Origin of the sequence: Amycolatopsis sp. EV170708-02-1, from assembly GCF_022479115.1 — a bacterium.
Taxonomy (GTDB): Bacteria; Actinomycetota; Actinomycetes; order Mycobacteriales; family Pseudonocardiaceae; genus Amycolatopsis.
The window spans coordinates 879,276-897,779 of the sequence record NZ_CP092497.1 but is presented as its reverse complement, the minus strand read 5'-3'; the positions used below and the strand labels follow the sequence as shown (position 1 = coordinate 897,779).

At 69.0% G+C, this 18,504-nt stretch carries 18 protein-coding genes and 3 pseudogenes; 11 read left to right on the top strand and 10 right to left on the bottom strand.

The window, feature by feature from the left end; translation table 11 throughout:
* Positions 1–45 precede the first annotated feature (45 nt).
* Positions 46–423, top strand: a complete 378-nt coding sequence (locus tag MJQ72_RS03885) for a hypothetical protein (protein ID WP_240597715.1) — start codon at positions 46–48, stop codon at positions 421–423.
* 46 nt (positions 424–469) lie between these two features.
* Positions 470–1,669, top strand: coding sequence for a hypothetical protein (locus MJQ72_RS03880; protein WP_240597714.1), 1,200 nt, complete (start codon positions 470–472; stop codon positions 1,667–1,669).
* A gap of 40 nt (positions 1,670–1,709) precedes the next feature.
* On the opposite strand, the gene MJQ72_RS03875 is transcribed toward MJQ72_RS03880, so the two are convergent.
* From MJQ72_RS03875 to ppgK, 3 genes and pseudogenes are all read right to left on the bottom strand, one after another.
* On the bottom strand, positions 1,710–2,228 hold the full coding sequence (locus tag MJQ72_RS03875; protein WP_240597713.1) for a pyridoxamine 5'-phosphate oxidase family protein: 519 nt from the start codon (positions 2,226–2,228) through the stop codon (positions 1,710–1,712).
* Positions 2,229–2,321: 93 nt separating this feature from the next.
* Positions 2,322–3,721: pseudogene (locus tag MJQ72_RS03870) on the bottom strand (RNA polymerase sigma factor).
* A gap of 246 nt (positions 3,722–3,967) precedes the next feature.
* A complete protein-coding gene (gene ppgK / locus MJQ72_RS03865) occupies positions 3,968–4,729 on the bottom strand; it encodes a polyphosphate--glucose phosphotransferase (RefSeq protein ID WP_240601247.1) in 762 nt (253 codons plus the stop codon).
* A gap of 67 nt (positions 4,730–4,796) precedes the next feature.
* On the opposite strand from ppgK, the pseudogene MJQ72_RS03860 reads away from it, so the two are divergent.
* Positions 4,797–5,616: pseudogene (locus MJQ72_RS03860) on the top strand (inositol monophosphatase family protein).
* Positions 5,617–5,619: 3 nt separating this feature from the next.
* Here MJQ72_RS03860 and cei read toward each other — a convergent pair.
* On the bottom strand, positions 5,620–6,303 hold the full coding sequence (cei, locus tag MJQ72_RS03855; RefSeq protein WP_240597711.1) for an envelope integrity protein Cei: 684 nt from the start codon (positions 6,301–6,303) through the stop codon (positions 5,620–5,622).
* 454 nt (positions 6,304–6,757) lie between these two features.
* Here cei and MJQ72_RS03850 point away from each other — a divergent pair, with 454 nt between their 5' ends.
* Positions 6,758–7,066: a DUF4193 domain-containing protein gene (locus MJQ72_RS03850; RefSeq protein WP_005164528.1), complete on the top strand. Its 309-nt coding sequence runs from the start codon at positions 6,758–6,760 to the stop codon at positions 7,064–7,066.
* A gap of 84 nt (positions 7,067–7,150) precedes the next feature.
* On the opposite strand, the gene MJQ72_RS03845 is transcribed toward MJQ72_RS03850, so the two are convergent.
* Positions 7,151–7,651, bottom strand: a complete 501-nt coding sequence (locus tag MJQ72_RS03845) for a DUF3093 domain-containing protein (RefSeq protein WP_240597709.1) — start codon at positions 7,649–7,651, stop codon at positions 7,151–7,153.
* 24 nt (positions 7,652–7,675) lie between these two features.
* On the opposite strand from MJQ72_RS03845, the gene dut reads away from it, so the two are divergent.
* Entirely contained in the window at positions 7,676–8,158 is a 483-nt protein-coding gene (gene dut, locus MJQ72_RS03840; protein WP_007033571.1) for a dUTP diphosphatase, read from the top strand.
* On the top strand, positions 8,158–8,817 hold the full coding sequence (locus tag MJQ72_RS03835; RefSeq protein WP_240597707.1) for a DUF3710 domain-containing protein: 660 nt from the start codon (positions 8,158–8,160) through the stop codon (positions 8,815–8,817). The genes dut and MJQ72_RS03835 overlap by 1 nt, the downstream gene beginning before the upstream one ends.
* Here the strand turns inward: MJQ72_RS03835 and MJQ72_RS03830 are convergent.
* Positions 8,814–9,521 (bottom strand): alpha/beta fold hydrolase, encoded by a 708-nt coding sequence (locus tag MJQ72_RS03830; RefSeq protein WP_240597706.1) that lies wholly within the window; start codon positions 9,519–9,521, stop codon positions 8,814–8,816. The two genes, MJQ72_RS03835 and MJQ72_RS03830, sit on opposite strands and share 4 nt — an antisense overlap.
* Before the next feature lie 103 nt (positions 9,522–9,624).
* Here MJQ72_RS03830 and MJQ72_RS03825 point away from each other — a divergent pair, with 103 nt between their 5' ends.
* Together MJQ72_RS03825 and MJQ72_RS03820 are read left to right on the top strand one after the other, a co-directional pair.
* Positions 9,625–10,005, top strand: a complete 381-nt coding sequence (locus MJQ72_RS03825; RefSeq protein ID WP_005164535.1) for an OB-fold nucleic acid binding domain-containing protein — start codon at positions 9,625–9,627, stop codon at positions 10,003–10,005.
* Positions 10,006–10,014: 9 nt separating this feature from the next.
* The gene (locus MJQ72_RS03820) at positions 10,015–10,743 is read left to right on the top strand and encodes a DUF3159 domain-containing protein (protein ID WP_240597704.1); all 729 of its coding nucleotides are present in this window, start codon (positions 10,015–10,017) and stop codon (positions 10,741–10,743) included.
* Here MJQ72_RS03820 and MJQ72_RS03815 read toward each other — a convergent pair.
* Together MJQ72_RS03815 and MJQ72_RS03810 are read right to left on the bottom strand one after the other, a co-directional pair.
* Positions 10,740–11,396 (bottom strand): TrkA family potassium uptake protein, encoded by a 657-nt coding sequence (locus MJQ72_RS03815; protein WP_016332961.1) that lies wholly within the window; start codon positions 11,394–11,396, stop codon positions 10,740–10,742. The genes MJQ72_RS03820 and MJQ72_RS03815 overlap by 4 nt on opposite strands.
* Positions 11,396–12,061, bottom strand: a complete 666-nt coding sequence (locus MJQ72_RS03810; protein WP_240597703.1) for a TrkA family potassium uptake protein — start codon at positions 12,059–12,061, stop codon at positions 11,396–11,398. Before MJQ72_RS03810 ends, MJQ72_RS03815 begins: the two co-directional genes overlap by 1 nt.
* 97 nt (positions 12,062–12,158) lie before the next feature.
* Here MJQ72_RS03810 and MJQ72_RS03805 point away from each other — a divergent pair, with 97 nt between their 5' ends.
* The 3 genes from MJQ72_RS03805 (at position 12,159) to MJQ72_RS03795 (ending at position 15,985) form a co-directional block, all read left to right on the top strand.
* Positions 12,159–14,186 (top strand): APC family permease, encoded by a 2,028-nt coding sequence (locus MJQ72_RS03805; protein WP_240597701.1) that lies wholly within the window; start codon positions 12,159–12,161, stop codon positions 14,184–14,186.
* Positions 14,183–15,388 carry a class I SAM-dependent RNA methyltransferase gene (locus tag MJQ72_RS03800; protein WP_240597700.1) on the top strand — a complete coding sequence of 402 codons (1,206 nt, stop codon included), beginning with the start codon at positions 14,183–14,185 and terminating at the stop codon, positions 15,386–15,388. Before MJQ72_RS03805 ends, MJQ72_RS03800 begins: the two co-directional genes overlap by 4 nt.
* 252 nt (positions 15,389–15,640) lie before the next feature.
* Entirely contained in the window at positions 15,641–15,985 is a 345-nt protein-coding gene (locus tag MJQ72_RS03795; protein ID WP_240597698.1) for a hypothetical protein, read from the top strand.
* A 259-nt stretch (positions 15,986–16,244) separates the two neighbouring features.
* Here the strand turns inward: MJQ72_RS03795 and MJQ72_RS03790 are convergent.
* A pseudogene (locus MJQ72_RS03790) lies at positions 16,245–17,502 on the bottom strand (DUF222 domain-containing protein).
* Between the two features lie 419 nt (positions 17,503–17,921).
* Complete coding sequence (locus MJQ72_RS03785; RefSeq protein ID WP_240597696.1) at positions 17,922–18,464, bottom strand: DUF1062 domain-containing protein; 543 nt, start codon at positions 18,462–18,464, stop codon at positions 17,922–17,924.
* Between the last annotated feature and the right edge of the window lie 40 nt (positions 18,465–18,504).

Genomic DNA, 18,504 nt, shown 5'->3' with positions numbered 1-18,504 from the left:
GGATTCGCGGGTTCTCCGGTGCTCCGCGCGGGATTACCATGAGTCATGGCCATCGGGCCTGTCGCGCTGTACGCCGTTGTCGCCGTGGCGCCTTCGGTGCTTTTCTGGTGCGCGCTGAAAGCGCCGGCCGCAGTGCGGTGGTGGCGCGGCCGCCGTCGACCGGAACTCCCGGCCGGGCCGCCCATCGAGAAACTCGCCGCCGATCTCCGCCGGGTGCATCGGCTGCTGGCGGAGCTTCCGCCCGGCACCTCCGCCGTCCGCCGGTACGGCACCAGGCAGGCGTACGACGCGCTGCTCGTGCAGGCCTGCCGGGAGGTGGAGATCGAGCACCGGCTGGCCGAACTGCCGGAGGGTTTCGACCGGGAGATCGAACGGCTGCGCGTCGAGGAATCCCTGGCCGAGCGCGGGCTTTCCGTGTCCTGAAGCGGTTTGTATCGAAAGTATGCGCGCGGCCGGGAGGCTCGCGGGCATGAAGAGGCTGGGACTTCTCGCTTCGCTCCTGCTGGTGTTCGCGCTCATCCCGGGCGTCGCCTCCGCCGCGGCCGCCTTCCCGAGGATGGACGCGGCCACGGTCGACGGCTTCCGCTGGACCTCGGGTTCGAGCTTCGGCACCTACGGCGCCCGGATCGCCGCGCTGGAGAAGCACCTCCCGGCGCGCGGGCTGCCGGAGATCCTGTCGTCGGCGAACCGGAAGGCGCGGCCGCTGTGCCACGCCACGTATCTCGCGGCGGCGCTGAACCCGGCGGGATTCTGCTGGGAAGACGCCAACGACGACAAGACCAACGACTGGATCCCGCAGGGGCTCACCGGTTCAGGTGACGCCGACGCGGCGACCGGGAAGGTCGGCGGCAAACGCGTGGTGGCGACGTCCTGGCACACTCCCGGCGACACCATGGTCCGTTTGTCCTTTGTGGACGCCACCGGGCTGGGATACCGGCACGTGCTGCTCGTCGAACCGACGTCGAACGACAACTTCGCCGTCGTGCAAGGACATGGCCACGGGATGACCTGGATCGGGAACCGGCTGTTCGTCGCGACCACCGGTGGTGTGGTGCGGGTCTTCGACACCACGCATTTCTGGAAGGTCGACGACAGCTCCGGCGTCGTCGGCAAGGGCTCGGACGGCAAGTACCACGCGGCTTTCTACGACTACGCGATGCCGCAGATCGGCGCCTACTGGTACCCCGGCGGCGGCGCCTGCACCAACGCTCCCGGCACGCGGCCGTGTCTCGCGACGATGTCGTTCGACCACAGCGACGGCTCGATCGTGACTTCGGAGCACATCCCGAACGCCTCGGGCGGCCGGGTGCTGCGGTGGCCGTTCGACCGCGCGACCGGCCTGCCCAAGGTGTCCGCCGACGGCACCGTGCACGCGAAGGAAGGCTTCGTGTCACCGGTGTGGGGCATGCAGGGAGCGGTGGCGCGCAACGGATATTTCGTGCTGACCGGCGTCTGCCCCGAGTACGCCGGTGTGGCGGGCGACCATCCTTCGTGCCTGCACGGCGGGGTCGGCGGCACCTCGACGTCGCGGCTGAGCGGCCGGGCGCCGGTGAACTCGCAGAACCTGTCGTACTGGCCGGCGACGGGGGAGCTGTGGCTGATGAACGAACAGCTCCGGGAGCGGGTGACCGTGCACGTCCCGTGGACCACCTTGACGGGGAGGTCGTGAGTGGTAAGGACGGTTAGAACCGTCCTTACCACTCACGAGGTCAGGGGGCGAAGTCCCAGCGCGTGGCGCCGTGCGGTTCGGCGCCCGCCACGCCGATGGCCCGGCGCAGGGTGAGGCGGTACAGATACCACGGCGGGGCGCCCGCGCTGGGCGCGCTGAAGGGAGCGGTGAGCGCGTCGCCCTCCACCGTCGCTGGCCAGCCGCCGCTCCGGTAGACCGCCGCCACCTGTTCCAGCGTCGCCGGGTCGGTGACCCGGTGCGCCTCGCCCTCCAGCGTGAGGTCGATTCCCCGCAGCCGCACCGAAACGGCGCATGCCGGGTTCGCGGCCAGGTTGCGGGACCGGCGGGTGCCCGGCCCGCCCTTGAAGTACAGGGCGTCGTCCACCCAGACAGCGCCGACACCCGCCGAATGCGGGCGCCCGTCGGGACGGACGGTGGTCACGAAGAAGGTCAGGTCGGCGGTCGGGGTGTCCTCGGCGAGGACGTCCCGCGCGCGGCTCCAGGGGAGTTCCGCGGAGCCGTAGCGGTCGAGGTTCTTGGTGGCGTGAGGTTTCGTCATACCCACGCGTCGAACGGGCGGGCCGCGATTCGACACCGGACGCGGAAAACCCCGCCACCGAAACGGTGACGGGGTCTTCCGTGAACCCTGGGCTCAGTCCAGGTAATCGCGCAGGACCTGCGAACGCGACGGGTGACGCAGCTTCGACATCGTCTTCGACTCGATCTGCCGGATGCGCTCACGGGTCACCCCGTACACCTGGCCGATCTCGTCGAGCGTGCGCGGCTGGCCGTCGGTGAGGCCGAACCGCAGCCGCACCACCCCCGCCTCACGTTCGGACAGGGTCTGCAGCACCGACTGGAGCTGGTCCTGCAGCAGCGTGAACGACACCGCGTCGACCGCGACGACGGCCTCGGAGTCTTCGATGAAGTCACCGAGCTGCGAGTCGCCCTCGTCGCCGATGGTCTGGTCGAGCGAGATCGGCTCGCGGGCGTACTGCTGGATCTCGAGGACCTTCTCCGGGGAGATGTCCATTTCCTTCGCGAGCTCTTCGGGGTGGGCTCGCGACCGAGGTCCTGCAGCAGTTCGCGCTGTATACGGCCGAGCTTGTTGATGACCTCGACCATGTGCACCGGGATACGGATGGTGCGGGCCTGGTCGGCCATCGCGCGGGTGATCGCCTGCCGGATCCACCAGGTGGCGTACGTGGAGAACTTGTAGCCCTTGGTGTAGTCGAACTTCTCGACCGCGCGGATCAGGCCGAGGTTGCCCTCCTGGATCAGGTCCAGGAACGCCATGCCGCGGCCGGTGTAGCGCTTGGCCAGCGAGACCACGAGCCGGAGGTTCGCCTCCAGGAGGTGGTTCTTCGCCCGCTCACCGTCGCGCACGATCCACTTGAGGTCGCGCCGCATCTGGGTGACGAGCTTCTCGCCCTCCTCCTCGGCGTTGCGGACGCGCTCGGCGGCGTAGAGCCCGGCCTCGATGCGCTTGGCGAGCTCCACCTCCTCCTCGGCGTTCAGCAGGGCGACCTTGCCGATCTGCTTGAGGTACGCGCGGACCGAGTCGGCCGAAGCGGTGAGCTCGGCGTCCTTGCGGGCCTGGCGCAGCGCCTCGGACTCTTCCTCGTCCCAGACGAAGTCCGGGTTGTCGGAAGACTTGCCGGCGTTCTTGTCGGTCGACGTGCGGCGCCCGCGGGCGGGCGTCTCTTCGACGTCCTCCTCGGACTCCGCGTCCTCGTCCGTCTCCTCGGTGACGGAAGCGTCGACGACATCCACCTCGACCTCTTCGAGGTCGGACAGATCCGGGGTCTCGAGGTCGGCCTCGTCGAGGTCGCCGGGACCGTCTTCCGGGTCGCCGTCTTCGGTCTTCGCACTCTTGGTGCTGGGTTTCTTGGCCGGAGCCTTCTTCGCCGGGGCCTTCTTCGCGCCGGCCGCCTTGGCGGCGGTCTTGCGCGCCGCGGGCTTCGCCGCGTCGGTGGCTGCCTCGTCGGCCGGCTCGCCGGCTGCGGTCGCTGTCTTCGTCCCGCTTCGGGTTGCGGTTCTTGCGGCTGCCACTTACGCCCTTTCGCAGCGGTCGATCATGACGAGCCGAGGCGTGATGGTCTCGGCTGCCTCAAACTTCGGGGAACACCCCTCGGCCTGCGGTTTCCCTCGTTCTCGTGAGTGCCGCCGCCGGGGGCCGTGTTCCATTGTAACGACGATACGTGACAGCGTCGCGGCGCGGACCACCGACCGGCGGGCGCGACACGCCGTGCGACGCGCCGAAGTGACATCCGGGGCATGGATGTCAGCGTGGGCGGGTCAGTGTTCGATGCCCTCCGCCGCGGCGGCCGCCGCGCCGACGATGCCCGCGTTGTTCTGCAACGACGCGACGACGACCGGCGTGCGGATGTCCAGCAGCGGGACCCACTTGTGCGACTTCTTGCTGACCCCGCCGCCGACGATGAACAGATCCGGCCAGATCAGGTTTTCCAGCACGGAGAGATACCTGTTCACCCGTTCCGCCCATTCGGGATACGACAGCTCCTCGTTGTCCTTCACCGACGCCGCGGCCTTCTTCTCCGCGTCGAAGCCGTCGACCTCGATGTGGCCGAACTCGGTGTTGGGCACGAGCTTGCCGTCCTGGAAGACCGCGCTGCCGATGCCGGTGCCGAAGGTCAGCAGCGCCGTCACGCCACGCCGCGCCGCGGGGTCGCCCCAGCGGATCTCGGCCATGCCGGCGGCGTCCGCGTCGTTGAGCATCGCGATGTCGTCCACGCCGCGGCCGAGCCGCTTGGCGAACAGGGCGTCGGCGTCGGTGCCGATCCACTTGCGGTCGATGTTGGCCGCGGTGTGCGCGACCCCCTTCTTGACCACCGCGGGCAGCGTGACCCCCACCGGGCCGTCCCAGCCCGCCTGGCCGGTGATCTCGGCGACGACGTCCGCCACCGCCTCCGGGGTCGACGGCTTCGGCGTGTCGATGCGGATCCGGTCGCCGATCAGCTGTCCCTGCGCCAAGTCCACCAGCGCGCCCTTGATCCCGCTGCCGCCGATGTCGATACCGAACCCTCGGGTCGCCTCCACCACGGACGTGGTCCCTTCTCGCACGATTCAGAAGCCTGCCTCGGAGACTTTAACCGGATGTGGTGACATGGCGGACGTGGGAGTTGACGAGACGTTGCTGAAGGGTGTCGCCGAGCGTGTCGCGGGCGAGGCCGCCGAGCTGGTCCACGAGGCCTGGACCGGGATGAACGCGGGCCGCGAGGTGCGGGTGGACACCAAATCCGCCGACACCGACGTGGTGACCGCGGTGGACCACGAGTCGGAACGGCTGGTGCGCGCCCGGCTGGCCGAACTGCGCCCGGACGACGCCGTGCTCGGCGAGGAGGGCGGGGGGATCGCCGGTGACGGGGTGACCTGGGTGGTCGACCCGATCGACGGGACGGTGAACTTCCTCTACGGGCTGCCCTGGTTCGCCGTCTCGGTGGCCGCGCAGGTCGGCGGGGTGTCGGTGGCGGGCGCCGTCGTCGAACCGGTCAGCGGGCGCCGCTGGACCGCCGCGCGCGGGCGGGGCGCGTTCCTCGACGGGCGGCCGCTGTCGGTCAACGCCCCTTCCCGGCTGGATTTGACGCTCGTCGGCACCGGATTCGCCTACAAGGTCGAACGGCGGACGAAGCAGGCGCGGTTCGTCGCGGAACTGGCGACCCGGGTGCGGGACGTCCGGCGCAACGGGGCCGCGTCACTCGATCTGTGCGCGGTCGCGGCGGGCTGGCTGGACGCCTACGTCGAACACGGCCTCGGGCACTGGGGACTGGGCCGCCGGAGCGCTCATCGCGGCCGAGGCGGGCGCTCAGGTGTCGCTGCCGGGGGAGGACACGGAGCTGGGGCCCGACGCGACCTTCGCGGTGGCTCCGTCGATCGCGGCGCCGTTGCGTGAGGCGCTGATCGAATCGGGCGTGGGCGCTATCTGAGCCTCAGCAGGGGGCTTCGCGGGCGGCCTTCAGCAGCGCCTGGTCGATCACCGGGGCACCGCCGCCCGCGGACTGCTCACCGCCGCCGCTGCCCTGCTGCGCCTTCGACCACTGCGTGAGCTGGTCGAGCACCTGGCGCGCCTCCGCCTTCGGGCGGATGTCGCCGAGCAGGGTGCCGGTGGTGAGCGTGACCGAAGCGTCCTTGCGGTTGTCCTTGACCAGTTCGGCGCACGGGACCACCAGGCTCAGCGTGCGGGCCGCCGCGGCGCCGTTCTCGCCGAAGCGGATCTGGCCGCGGCATTTGGCTTCGGCGTTCTTGTAGGCCGGGTCGACGTCCGGTTCGACGATCTGGGAGAAACCGAGCTCCCGGAGCGTGCTGGTGACGATGCCGCCCTGGCCGCGGACCTGGGAGCCGTTGAGCACCTGGACGGCGACCTTGTCCGGCGGGACCGGCGCGCGGTCGTCGAGGCCGTTGTGCGCCAGCGGCGTGTAGGTGACGCCCTGCTGCGGGACGGGCGGCGGATCGCAGCGGACCCTGGCGTCGATATCGGATTTGCTCGCGACGACGTTCACCCAGACGATCACCGCGCCGAGGGCCATCACCCCGATGACGATGAGCGCGGGCAGCGGCTTGTGCTTGCGATACGGCCTCGCCCCGCGGTCCCCGATGCCGTTCCCCGACGCCACCTGCCAGTCCCTTCCCCAAAGCCCGGATCCCCGGACGGTGCTTCATCTCACCATCGTGTCCGATCAGCCTATGCGTTGCGGCGAGGATGATCGGCGCGGGCCTCCGGATAGCACCACGCGATGGCCACTCCGGGCAAGCAGCCAGGCCCAAGGGGTGAGGTACCCGACGCGGGGGCAACCCATTCGGACGACAGGCGTCTTGACAGCAGGGTTCCCCCTGTTGGGTGACGTAATCGCGGCAATGTCTGACTCGTTGCAGAGCCGGTATCGACGTGAGCTACCCTTCGCGGGCTCAGGCGGCAGTAAGAGGCGCAAAAGAGAGACCTCGCTCACTGCCCAGCCGGGCACAAACAGGGGCGCTGGGACGTTAACCAGCGGCACGAAGGACTCACGAGCCGCGCGCTCGCGGGTCCGGGCCATCTGACATCGAAAGCATCGCAGGGGTGAGGGACTAATGGCGACCGACTACGACGCTCCGCGCCGCAGCGAAGCCGACGAGCTGGCCGAAGACTCGTTGGAAGAGCTGAAGGCAAGGCGTAACGAAAACCAGTCCGGCGTCGTGGACGTCGACGAGGACGCGACCGCCGAGAACTTCGAGCTGCCGGGCGCGGACCTCTCCGGACTTTCCGGGGAGGACCTGACCGTCAAGGTCGTGCCCAAGCAGGCCGACGAGTTCACCTGCTCCGTCTGCTTCCTGGTGCACCACCGCAGCAGGCTGGCCGAGGAGAGTGGCGGACGGCTCATCTGCCGCGACTGCGCCTGAGCCTACGGGCACAGGGGACGGCGCGACAGGGGTTTCGGGGACTGAACAGGAATAAGGGGCCGGCCAGGTGGCCGGCCCCCTTTCCTATGCCTGGGACTTCGAGGCGGGCTGGCGGAGCAGCTCCGCCACCTTCTCCGGATGCCGGGTGCTGAACAGCCAGTACGGCGTCGCGTCGTCGGGGTCGGTGAGCCAGACCCGCACGACCGGGCCGACCCAGCCCCGGTGCAGCACGAACGCCGCCGGATCGGCGTCGCGGCCGAGCGCCTTGCGCTTCGCTTCCTTGTCGATGACGTCGACATCGCCGACGAACTTCAGCGGCAGGTGCGCGTCGCGCAGCCACAGCTCCGGCTCGGCGCCGCCGGTCACCTTCACGCGGGACCGGCCGAGCGAGACCATCAGCGCGATCACCGCGGGGATCAGCACCACGTACGGCAGCCACCCGCGCAGCCCGGGATAGCCCATGTCGATCTCCGCCGCCAGCAGCCCGCCGCCCAGCAGCGGCAACGGCCAGCCCCACCACGGGACGTAGAGCCGCTCTGAATGCTTGACGGCGCCGCCTTCGGCCGCGTTCACGCTTTCACCCACGCCTTCAGGGTAGTCTCGCCGCCCGTGTCCACCGTTCAGGTACTGCTTTCCCGGATCGATCCTTCGGTCCCCCTCCCCGCCTACGCGCGCCCAGGCGACGCGGGCGCGGACCTCGTCACCACCTCGGATCTCGTGCTCGCGCCCGGTGAACGCGGCGTCGTCGGCACGGGTGTCGCGATCGCGCTGCCGCCCGGGTACGCGGGCTTCGTCCACCCGCGCTCCGGTCTCGCGGCCCGCGTCGGCCTCTCGGTCGTCAACACCCCGGGCACGATCGACTCCGGGTACCGCGGTGAGATCCGCGTCTGCCTGATCAACCATGATCTCTCCGAGAAGGTCGTGCTCACCCGCGGCGACCGGATCGCGCAGCTGGTCGTGCAACGGGTCGAACAGGCCGAGTTCGTCGAGGTCGCCGAGCTGGAGCCGTCCGAGCGCGGCGAGGGAGGGTATGGCTCCACGGGCGGACACGCCACACTGGGAGCCGGAGCCAGGGAAGGAACGGAGAACTAGTGGGGATTTTCGGACGCAAGCGCGCGGCGAAGCCGAGCGGACGGCATGCCGCGCCGGAGGTCGAGGAGCGCCCCGACAGCGCTGCCGACGACGCCGACGAGATCGAGTCGCAGCTGTCGGAGACCTCCGACGGCCCCTTCGACCTCGCCGACGCGCCCGAGGACGGGATCCCGAGGATCGACCTCGGCTCGGTGAAGGTGCCGGTGCCCGACGGTTCGCAGGTCCAGGTCGAGATGGACCCGGAGAGCGGCGGCGTCCGCGCGGTGCACGTCGTCACCGAGCAGGGGCAGATCACCGTCAGCGGTTACGCGGCTCCGCGGTCCGGCGGCCTGTGGAAGGACGTCAGCACCGAACTCACCGAGCAGCTGCGGGCCGACGGCGCCAAGGTCTCGGTCGGTATGGGGGAGTGGGGGCTGGAGCTGTCCGCGATCGTCGGCGACGTCGCGCTGCGGTTCGTCGGGGTCGACGGCCCGCGCTGGATGCTCCGCGGCGTCATCGCCGGGCCGCAGTCGCAGGCGTCGCAGGCGCCCGCCGTGCTGCGGGAGATCGTGCGGCACACCATCGTCGACCGCGGTGACGCGCCGATGCCGGTCCGCACCCCGCTGACCATCACGCTGCCCGACGCCGTCGCGCAGCACATCGCCGAGCAGCAGGGTTAAAGCACCCTCAGCCAGGCCAGCACGGTCGCCCGGCCCAGTGACTCCCGGTCCGCGCCGAGGGCGGTGAGCGTCGACTCGCCGACCTCGGCGCGCGGCAGGGCGTCCGCCCAGGCGCGGGCGATCTCCGCCGGGTGGATCGGATCGTCCACGCACGCGCCGATCCCCGCGGGCACGTCGAGGCCCTCGAGGACTTCGAGCGTCGGCGCGGGACGGGCCGCCGCCGTCCGCAGGCTCGCCGCCAGCCCGTCGCCGTGCCGCCGCCACGCGCGGCCGAGCTCCGCCGCGAGCCACTCCGGGACACCGTCGGAGGATTTCGCCAGCGCGCCGTCGACCCCGTTTTCGGCCACCAGATCCGCTGACAGCCGCGCGGCGAGCGACGCGGGTGCTCGTCCGGCCGGGCCGTTCCAGGCCGGGAGCGCGGCCAGCAGGCCGGTGCAGCGGCCGGGATTGAGCGCGGCCCACTCCGCCGAGAGGTGCGCGCCGAACGAGATGCCGCCGACGAGCAGCGGACCATGCTCGTCGGCGAGCCGGTCCAGCTCCGCCAGATAGCCGTCCGCGAGCCGGTCGCCGGTGGGCGGGGGCGGCGCGATCAGCCGGACGCCGAGCGCCCGCAGGGGCCCGGCGAACACGGCGCGCACGAACACTTCGTCGGACCCGGTGCCGGGGAGTACTACTGCCGTCGTAGGCGGAATAGCGGAGGTCACGTTGCGATCTTCTCCCAAACCCGTTGTCCTGGTCCGAGCACAGTTACGCTGGATTACGCACGGGCCGTTCGAGTCGGGGGCCCCGGAGCACAGGAGCACCGTTATGCCCGCCAAAGACGGCGGCTACTTCAGCCGGCTGGTCCGCAAGCTGACCAGCGACGTCGAGGATCTCGACGCCGACGATCTGTCCGAAAAATCCGAGGCCGGCGGAGCGCAGCGCGCCTGCGACTGCCGGTCGGGACAAGAGGTGACGGTGCTCGGCAGACTCCGCAGTGTGGAGCTCTGCCCGACCAACGAGGCCGCGACACTGCAGGCCGAGCTGTTCGACGGCACACAGGGTGTGACGCTAATCTGGCTCGGACGCCGCCGGATCCCCGGGATCGAACCCGGGCGAACCATCAAGGTGCGCGGCCGGATGGCCGAACGTGATGGTCAGAAGGTGCTGTACAACCCCTATTACGAACTTCAGAGCCCTGTGAGTTGATCCCGCATCGTGACTGAACCCGTCGGCGGCGAAGAGAAGACCGAAGACAAGAAGCCCCAGCCCACCCTGCTGGAACAGATGGGCGGACTGTCCGGGCTGTTCTATTCCTCGCTGCCGGTCATCGTGTTCGTGATCGCGAACGCGATCTTCGGGCTCACGGTGGGGATCTGGGCCGCGGTGGGCAGCGCGGTGGCGATCACCGTGCTGCGGATCGTCCGCAAGGAGCCGCTGCAACCCGCGATCTCCGGGTTCTTCGGCGTCGCGATCGCGGCGTTCATCGCCTACCGGACCGGCTCGGCGAAGGGCTTCTTCCTGTTCGGCATCTGGACGAGCCTGGTCTACTGCGGCGTCTTCGTGCTGTCGATCGTCGTCCGCTGGCCGCTCGCCGGCGTGGTGTGGAACGCGCTCAACGGCAGCGGCCACGCCTGGCGCAAGGACAAGAAGTCGCTGATCTCCTACTCGATCGCGACCGCCGCGATGGCGCTGATCTTCGGCGCCCGGTTCGTCGTGCAGCGCTGGCTCTACGACGAGGACTACACCGGCTGGCTGGCGTTCGCGAAGATCGCGATGGGCTACCCGCTGTACGCGCTCGGCCTGCTCACCGTCGTCTGGGCGGTGCGGCGGTCGGACAAGCACCTCAAGGCGCTGGCCGAAGAGGCCCCGCGCGAAGAGACCGATGAAGAGGTCGAGGCCCGCCTGCGCGCGAAGTACGCGCAGGCGCCCGCCGTCGACAACTAATACCCCAGCGCGGTCCGGATCTCCGGCTCCACGTCCGACGTCGCCACGAACAGCAGCTCGTCGCCCGGCTCCAGCGGGTCTTCGGGCTGCGGCACGATCACGCGGTCGCCGCGCAGGATCGTCACCAGCGCCGCGTCACGCGGCAGGTTGATCTCGCTGACCGCCTTGCCCGCGAGCGGCGTCTCCTCCGGGAGGGTGAGTTCGACGAGGTTCGCCTGGCTCTGCCGGAACGTCATCAGCCGCACCAGATCGCCGACGCTCACCGCCTCCTCGACCATCGCCGCGAGCATCCGCGGGGTCGAGACGGCGACGTCGACGCCCCAGGCGTCGTTGAACAGCCATTCGTTGGCCGGGTTGTTGACCCGCGCCACCACCCGGCGCACCGCGAACTCGGTCTTCGCGAGCAACGAGACCACCAGGTTCGCCTTGTCGTCGCCCGTCGCGGCGATCACGACGTCGCACTCCTCGATCCCGGACTCCTCGAGGATCGAGACCTCGCACGCGTCGCCCAGCACCCAGTCCGCCTGCTCGACGGTGTGCGGCTCGAACTGGTCGGCCTCGCGTTCGATGAGCATCACCTGGTGGCGCCCGTCGATCAGCTCCGCGGCGATCGACCGGCCGACCGCCCCGGCCCCGGCAATCGCGACCCGCATCAGTTCTCCTCTTCCGGTTCGCGAGCGGCGACGCTCGTCACGTCGCTGACAGTGCCTGATTTCGCGGCGACGTAGACGACGTCGTCCGCCTGGATCACGGCCTTGGTGTCGGGCAGCACCGCGGTGCCGAACCGCATGATGAACGCGATCCGCGCGCCGGTGGTGTCCTGGAGATCACGCACGCTGTGCCCGACCCAGCCCTCGTTCAGCGGGAGCCGCAGCAGCGCCACGCTGCCCGACGGGTCCCGCCACTCCGAAGCGACGCCGTCGGGGAGCAGGGTGCGCAGGAACCGGTCGGTGGTCCACGGCACGGTCGCCACGGTCGGGATGCCGAGCCGTTCGTAGACCGCCGCGCGCTTGTGGTCGTAGATCCTGGCGACGACCTTGTCGATGCCGAAGTTCTCCCTGGCCACCCGCGCCGAGATGATGTTGGAGTTGTCGCCGCTGGACACCGCCGCGAAGGCCCCCGCACGTTCGATCCCGGCCTCGATCAGCACCTGCCGGTCGAAGCCGACGCCGACCACCTGCTGGCCGTGGAAATCACTGCCGAGCCGCCGGAACGCCTGCTGGGCCTTGTCGATGATGGCGACTTCGTGCCCCAGCCGCTCCAGCGCCGCGGCCAGGGATGCGCCTACCCGGCCGCATCCCATGATCACCACGTGCACGCCCTGCCTCCTTCGTCGTCGGACGTTCACCCGTCCGCAGGTACCCAGACATACCAGCGCCGAACCTACCGTGAGCACCGCCCGTTACGCTTCCGTGGTGTCGAAGTTCCCGACCGTATTGAAGCGGCTCGTCCTCGGACGTCCATTCCGGAGTGACCGCCTCTCGCATACGCTGCTGCCGAAGCGCATCGCGCTGCCGATTTTCGCGTCCGACGCGTTGTCGAGCGTCGCCTACGCGCCTGAGGAAATCTTTCTGACCCTCAGCGTCGCCGGTTTGTCGGCGTACGCGTTCGCGCCGTGGATCGGCGTCGCCGTCGCGCTCGTCATGCTGGTCGTGGTGGCGTCCTACCGGCAGAACGTGCACGCCTATCCCAGCGGTGGCGGTGACTACGAAGTCGCGAACACCAACCTGGGCGGCAAATTCGGCCTCACCGTCGCCAGCGCGCTGCTGGTCGACTACGTGCTCACCGTCGCGGTGTCGACGTCGTCCGGCGTGGCGAACATCGGGTCGGCCATTCCGTGGGTGGCGCAGCACAAGGTGATCGCCGCGGTCATCATCGTGGTCGTGCTGACCGCGCTGAATCTGCGCGGAGTACGCGAATCGGGCAAAGCGTTCGCGATCCCGACCTACGGTTTCATCATCGGCATCCTCGGCATGGTGATCTGGGGCCTGATCGAGGCGGCCTCCGGAGCCGACATGCGGGCCGAGAGCGCGGACTTCCAGCTGCACGAAGAAGCTTCCTTGACCGGCTTCGCGTTCTTCTTCCTGCTGCTGCGCACGTTCTCCTCCGGCGCGGCGGCGCTGACCGGGGTCGAGGCGATCAGCAACGGTGTCCCGGCGTTCCAGAAGCCGAAATCGAAGAACGCGGCGACCACCCTGCTGATGATGGGCGTGCTCGCGGTGACGATGCTGGTCGGCATCATCACGCTGGCGATCATCACCGACGTCAAATTCGCCGAGCATCCGGAGACGCAGCTCACCGGCACTCCGGCGGGCTACGAGCAGAAGACGATCGTCGCGCAGATCGCGCAGGCGGTGTTCGCCGACTTCACCCCGGCGTTCTACTACATCTCCTTCGCCACCGGCATCATCCTGCTGCTGGCCGCGAACACCGCGTTCAACGGTTTCCCGGTGCTCGGCTCGATCCTCGCGCAGGACCGCTACCTGCCGCGTCAGCTGCACACCCGGGGCGACCGGCTGGCCTTCTCCAACGGCATCCTGTTCCTGTCGGCGTTCGCGCTGGTGCTGATCATCGCGTTCGACGCCGAGGTCACGAAGCTCATCCAGCTCTACATCGTGGGGGTGTTCGTCTCCTTCACGGTCAGCCAGGCCGGCATGATCCGGCACTGGAACCGCTTGCTCGCCAGGGAAACCGATCCGGCGGTGCGGCGGCGGATGCGGCGGTCGCAGACGGTCAACGCGATCGGCCTCACCATGACCGGCACCGTGCTGATCATCGTGCTGGTGACGAAGTTCCTGCTCGGCGCCTGGATCGCGATCGCGGCGATGGTGGCGATCTACGTGCTGATGACCGCGATCCGGAAACACTACGACCGGGTCGCCGAGGAATTGCGCGAAATGGACCGGAAACCGGCCGTATTGCCCTCGCGCAACCACGCGATCGTGCTGATTTCGAAACTGCACCTGCCGACCCTGCGCGCGGTCTCGTACGCCAAGGCGGTGCGGCCGGACGTCCTCGAAGCCGTGACGGTGAACGTCGACGACGTCGAGACGCGCAAACTCGTCCAGGAATGGGACGAGCACAATTTCAAGGTACCGCTGAAGGTGATCGAATCGCCGTATCGCGAAATCACGAAACCGGTGCTGGACTATGTGAAGCGGGTCCGCGGCGACAATCCGCGCAACGTGGTGACCGTGTTCATCCCCGAATACGTGGTCGGGCACTGGTGGGAGCAGGTCCTGCACAACCAGAGCGCGCTGCGGCTCAAGGGGCGTCTCCTGTTCCAGCCCGGCGTCATGGTGACGAGCGTGCCGTGGCAGCTCGAATCGTCGGAAAAGGCGATCAAACGCGACCGGAAGGCACGTCCGGCGGCCGGCGATGTGCGCCGAGGGTTCTCCCCGGTGGTCAAGCAACCTGAAAAGAACAAGGACAAAGCAGAATGAGTGTGGACGCGTCGACCGGCACCTGGCTCGGACGGACGATCGAGTTGGAGGTCGGCGCGGTCGCGCACGGCGGGCACTGCGTCGCACGGACGGAGGGCCGGGTCGTGTTCGTCCGGCACGCGCTGCCCGGGGAGCGGGTGCTGGCCTCGGTCACCGAGGACAAGGGCGGCTCGTTCTGCCGTGCCGACGCGATCGAGGTCCTTGAGGCATCCCCGGAACGCGTCGAGCCGCCGTGCCCGCTCGCGGCGCCGGGGGAGTGCGGCGGCTGCGACTGGCAGCACGCCACGCCCGAACATCAGCGTGAACTCAAGGCCGCCGTGGTGATGGAGCAGCTGAAGCGGCTCGCCGGGATCGAGCGCGACGTCGTCGTCGAAGCGCTCGACGGCGGCCCGCTGGACTGGCGCAGCCGGGTCCGGCTCGTCGCGGGCAAGGACGGCAAGGCCGGTTTCCGCGCGCACCACAGTCACCGCGTGATCGCGATCGACGACTGCCCGATCACCGTCCCCGGCGCGCTCGACGACGTCGTGTCGCGCAAGTGGCGGCCCGGCAGCGAAATCGAGGTCACCAAGGACGGTGAGGGACAGGTGCATCTTCGCGACCTGTCGACGGTCCACGGGAAGACCCGGTCACGGCAGCTGGCGGGCGGCATCGCCGTGCAGCACGCCGCCGGCCGCGACTGGCGCCTGGACGCCCACGGCTTCTGGCAGGTCCACCCGGCCGCCGCGGACGCGCTCTCCGCCGTCGTCGCGGAATGGGCGGAGGCGCCGCGCGACGGCGTGGCGTGGGACCTGTACGCCGGCGTCGGCCTCTTCGCATCGGTGCTTGCTTCGCAGGTCGGCCCGCGCGGGCGCGTCCTGGCCATCGAATCCGGACGGCGGGCCGTCGCCGACGGCGAGGAGAACCTGGCCGACCTCCCCCAGGTCCGCTGGCGCTCCGGCCGCGTCGAACACCTGCTGGCCGACGCCCCGAAACCGGTCGACGTCGTCGTCCTCGACCCGCCGCGCAAGGGTGCGGGCAAGGCCGTCGTGGAGTCCATTGTGGAGGGATCTCCGGACCGGATCGTCTACGTGGCGTGCGACCCGGCCGCCTTGGCGCGCGACATCGCGCTGTTCAAGGAGCACGGATACGGGCTGGTGGATCTCCGCGCTTTCGACGCTTTCCCGATGACGCACCACGTCGAATGTGTTGCGTTGTTGCAATAATTCGGGATTTGTAATCCGTCGGAATGGACTGGCTTCGTTCGGCTTGTCCGGGTGTCGTCGTGCTCGTTAACTTGAGTTTCGTGCTCACGAGGTAATTCGGGTACTTCGGGCACTTCTCTTCGACGCGAACGGATTTCCGGATCATGGATTATCTTACTTCGGTATGTGGTGATTGCGACGGAAAAGGCTGTGTCGGCTGCGACGGGCACGGCACGATCACCATTGTGGAGGACTGACCGAGTGGAACCGTTGATGCTTCCTCCGGGTGTGACCGCCCAGGAGATCCGCTACCGCAACGGCCGGAAGCAGGTCATCTACACGGCGCCGTACCAGTCCGAAGGTCCGGTGCTCGTGCGGGACGCGATGGGCAGGCAGGCATGGATGTTCATGTACGCCCACTTCGTCTTCACGTGGCTGGAAGGCGCGGTTCGCGTCCAGGTCAGCCACGGAACGCTGGGTGGGCCGAAAATGCCGCTGTGGTCCGGAATCAGGATTCGCGCCTACTGGTCTGGGCCGGCGCTGGCGGAGTTCGGCAAAGCGTGGGCGCTGGAGCAGATCACCGGTGACCGGGGTACTCCGGCCGTTGTTTCGATTTGAATTTCGCGACGCGTCGGAATGTGACTTGTCGGGACTCATCGGACTTGAGCGGGGTCAGTGGGCTGGTTGAAGTCGGGCCGCCGTGAAGACGACCGCGCGCCTGCCTCGTCCCAGTCGCCTCGCTTTCGTCCACATCGGGATCATCGAGGCACCGCCCGACGAGGACGCGGACGCGTCAACCACGGAGAAGCGCGACATGGGCATGCCGAGAAGCCCGTCGCCAGTGCGGTCGGCGGGCTCCTCGGGATGGGGCAAGGGGTCAGGTCACGACGCGGTGGAGCGTATTGCGCCGTGGCACCTGTAGCGGGTCGAGGTATTGGGGCGGCACGAATTCCGGTATCCCGTCGGGAGCCATCCGGACCTGCCAGTCACCGTGGTGAATGAGCCGGTGGTGGAAGGAGCAGAGCAGGACCAGGTTCCGCAGGTCGGTCGGGCCGCCGTCGGCCCAGTGCCGAATATGGTGGGCGTGACAGTGCTTCGGCGCTCGATGGCAGCCAGGGAACGCGCAGCCGCCGTCGCGGATGTTCAGGGCCCGGCGTTGGCCGGGAGTGACGAAGCGCTTCATCCGTCCGACGTCGAGAGGCTCGCCGGCGGCGCCGAGCACCACCGGGATCATCAGGCAGTCGCAGGCGGCCAACCGGGCTTCGCGGGCGGTGATCCGGCCGACGAAGTCGAGGCACGCGGTCCCCAGTCCGGTCTTCAGTGCATCGAGCCCGACGGTCACGTGTACCAGCGTGCGGTAGCCGGAGGTGCCCGGCTGGTCGGGGCAGGCGATGGCGAGGTCGAGGAGTTCGGCCCACGCGTCGCCCCGGCGCTGAGGCAGGGTGCGGTGGTCGGCCTGGCCGAACTCGTCGACCGGCCGCTTCGCGGCGTAGGCGTCCAGCGCGGCCGCGGTGCGGGCGCCGGTCTCGGGGTCCAGGAGCCCGGAGAGCTTCCAGAAGCCGTCCTTGCGGCGCTCGACGAACACCTCGCGGCGCGGCGGGGCGGGCTCGGGGTCCTTCGGCTCGTTCCCGTCGGGGTCGAGGTGTGCGAGCAGGTCGGCTCCGACCTCGGCGATCTCTTTCGGTCCCGCGTGGCGGGCGAGGGTGGCGAGGATCTGCTCCGCCCCGTCTCGTTCCTCCATGGGCACGTCGGACGGGATCTTGCGCAGGATCTCCAGGATCAGGTCGATGTGCTGCTCCCCGAGCGCGCCGTCCTCGGCCGCGGCGGCGGTCGCGGGCGCGAACACGACAGCCTCGCCACCGACGCTCGGCGCGGGGTTCAAGGCCAGGGCCCGGTTCACCATGTCTTGCGCGTCGCCCCGGGAGATCCGGGCGACCTCGGCGAGCCACGATGCCGCGCTCCCATGGCCGAACAGGTCTTCCGCGCCCCCGCGACTCGACCTCCGCCAGGTATTTCCCCAGCCCTGCGGAGGCCACCCGCATCACCTGCAGCAGGTGCGTCACGCCGTGGGCAAGCTCCAGCTTGCCGGCGCGCCACAGCTCCTGCGGCAGTTCGGGAATGGTCGTCTCGGGCACGTCTCCATATTACCGAAAAATGCCACCGGAATCATTCGTAATTTTAAGCTACAACGGTAATTGCGCATTTACCACTGATGAGTGATTTGAGTGCTGTGTGCCGTGACTCTCGCGATTCGTGAAGGTGGCGGACGGGAGGTCAGCGTGTCGCGAAAGCCTCTTCGCGACGCTGAAGGTGCTAAGGGCTCCATCCTTCACGGACCGGGCGCACAGGGCGCGGCGTGATCGGAGGCGTGACTCCCGTGATCAGGGACGTCACTCGCGTGCTTGGAGGTCGCACTCGGGGTGTTCCGCTGCTGATCACGCGAGTTCCGCCTTCGATCACGCGAGTCACGCCGCTGATCACGTGAGTGCGGTGCCGCGTCCTCGTGAGTGGTAAGGACGGTTCTAACCGTCCTTACCACTCACGAGACCCAAGGTCAGCGTTTCAGCGTAAAGGTGAAGTCCCCGGACACCTTCCCGCGCAACCGCACCGCCGAAACCACCTTCCCCGCCTCGATCAGCCTCTCGACCTCGCCCCGCGAAAGACCGCACCCTTCGGCGATCAGCCGCACGGGCCGGAGCGGAATGCGAGCCTCGAAGCGAACCGAGACATCGCGAAAGTCCTCATGACATGTAGAGCCGGTATCGAGCCGCCAGGCGCCCTCCCAGTCGAGAGAGACGTGGTTACGGCGGAGCACGGCCGGATCCTGAAGCAGTTCGGCCGTCAACCCCAGGTCGTTCTCGTGCAGCCGGTTCAGCAACTCGGGCCGGACGGAGCGCACGTTCACCCGCTCCAGGATCGTGAGTTTCGCGGTGTCCCCGCACCCGGTGCAGAGCACGAGAAGCCAGACATCGAGGAGTTTGTGGTTGGCGTTGACCCGGAATTTGCCGTTCGCCCGGAAACGCCCGGACCCGCAGGCGTGGCAACGGCGGAGGACGGCAGGAAGGCAGGTGGGAACGACCACCCAGTTTTCGAGCATGGGAAGCACACCCGTTCAGTGAGAAATCCGCAGCAAAAGG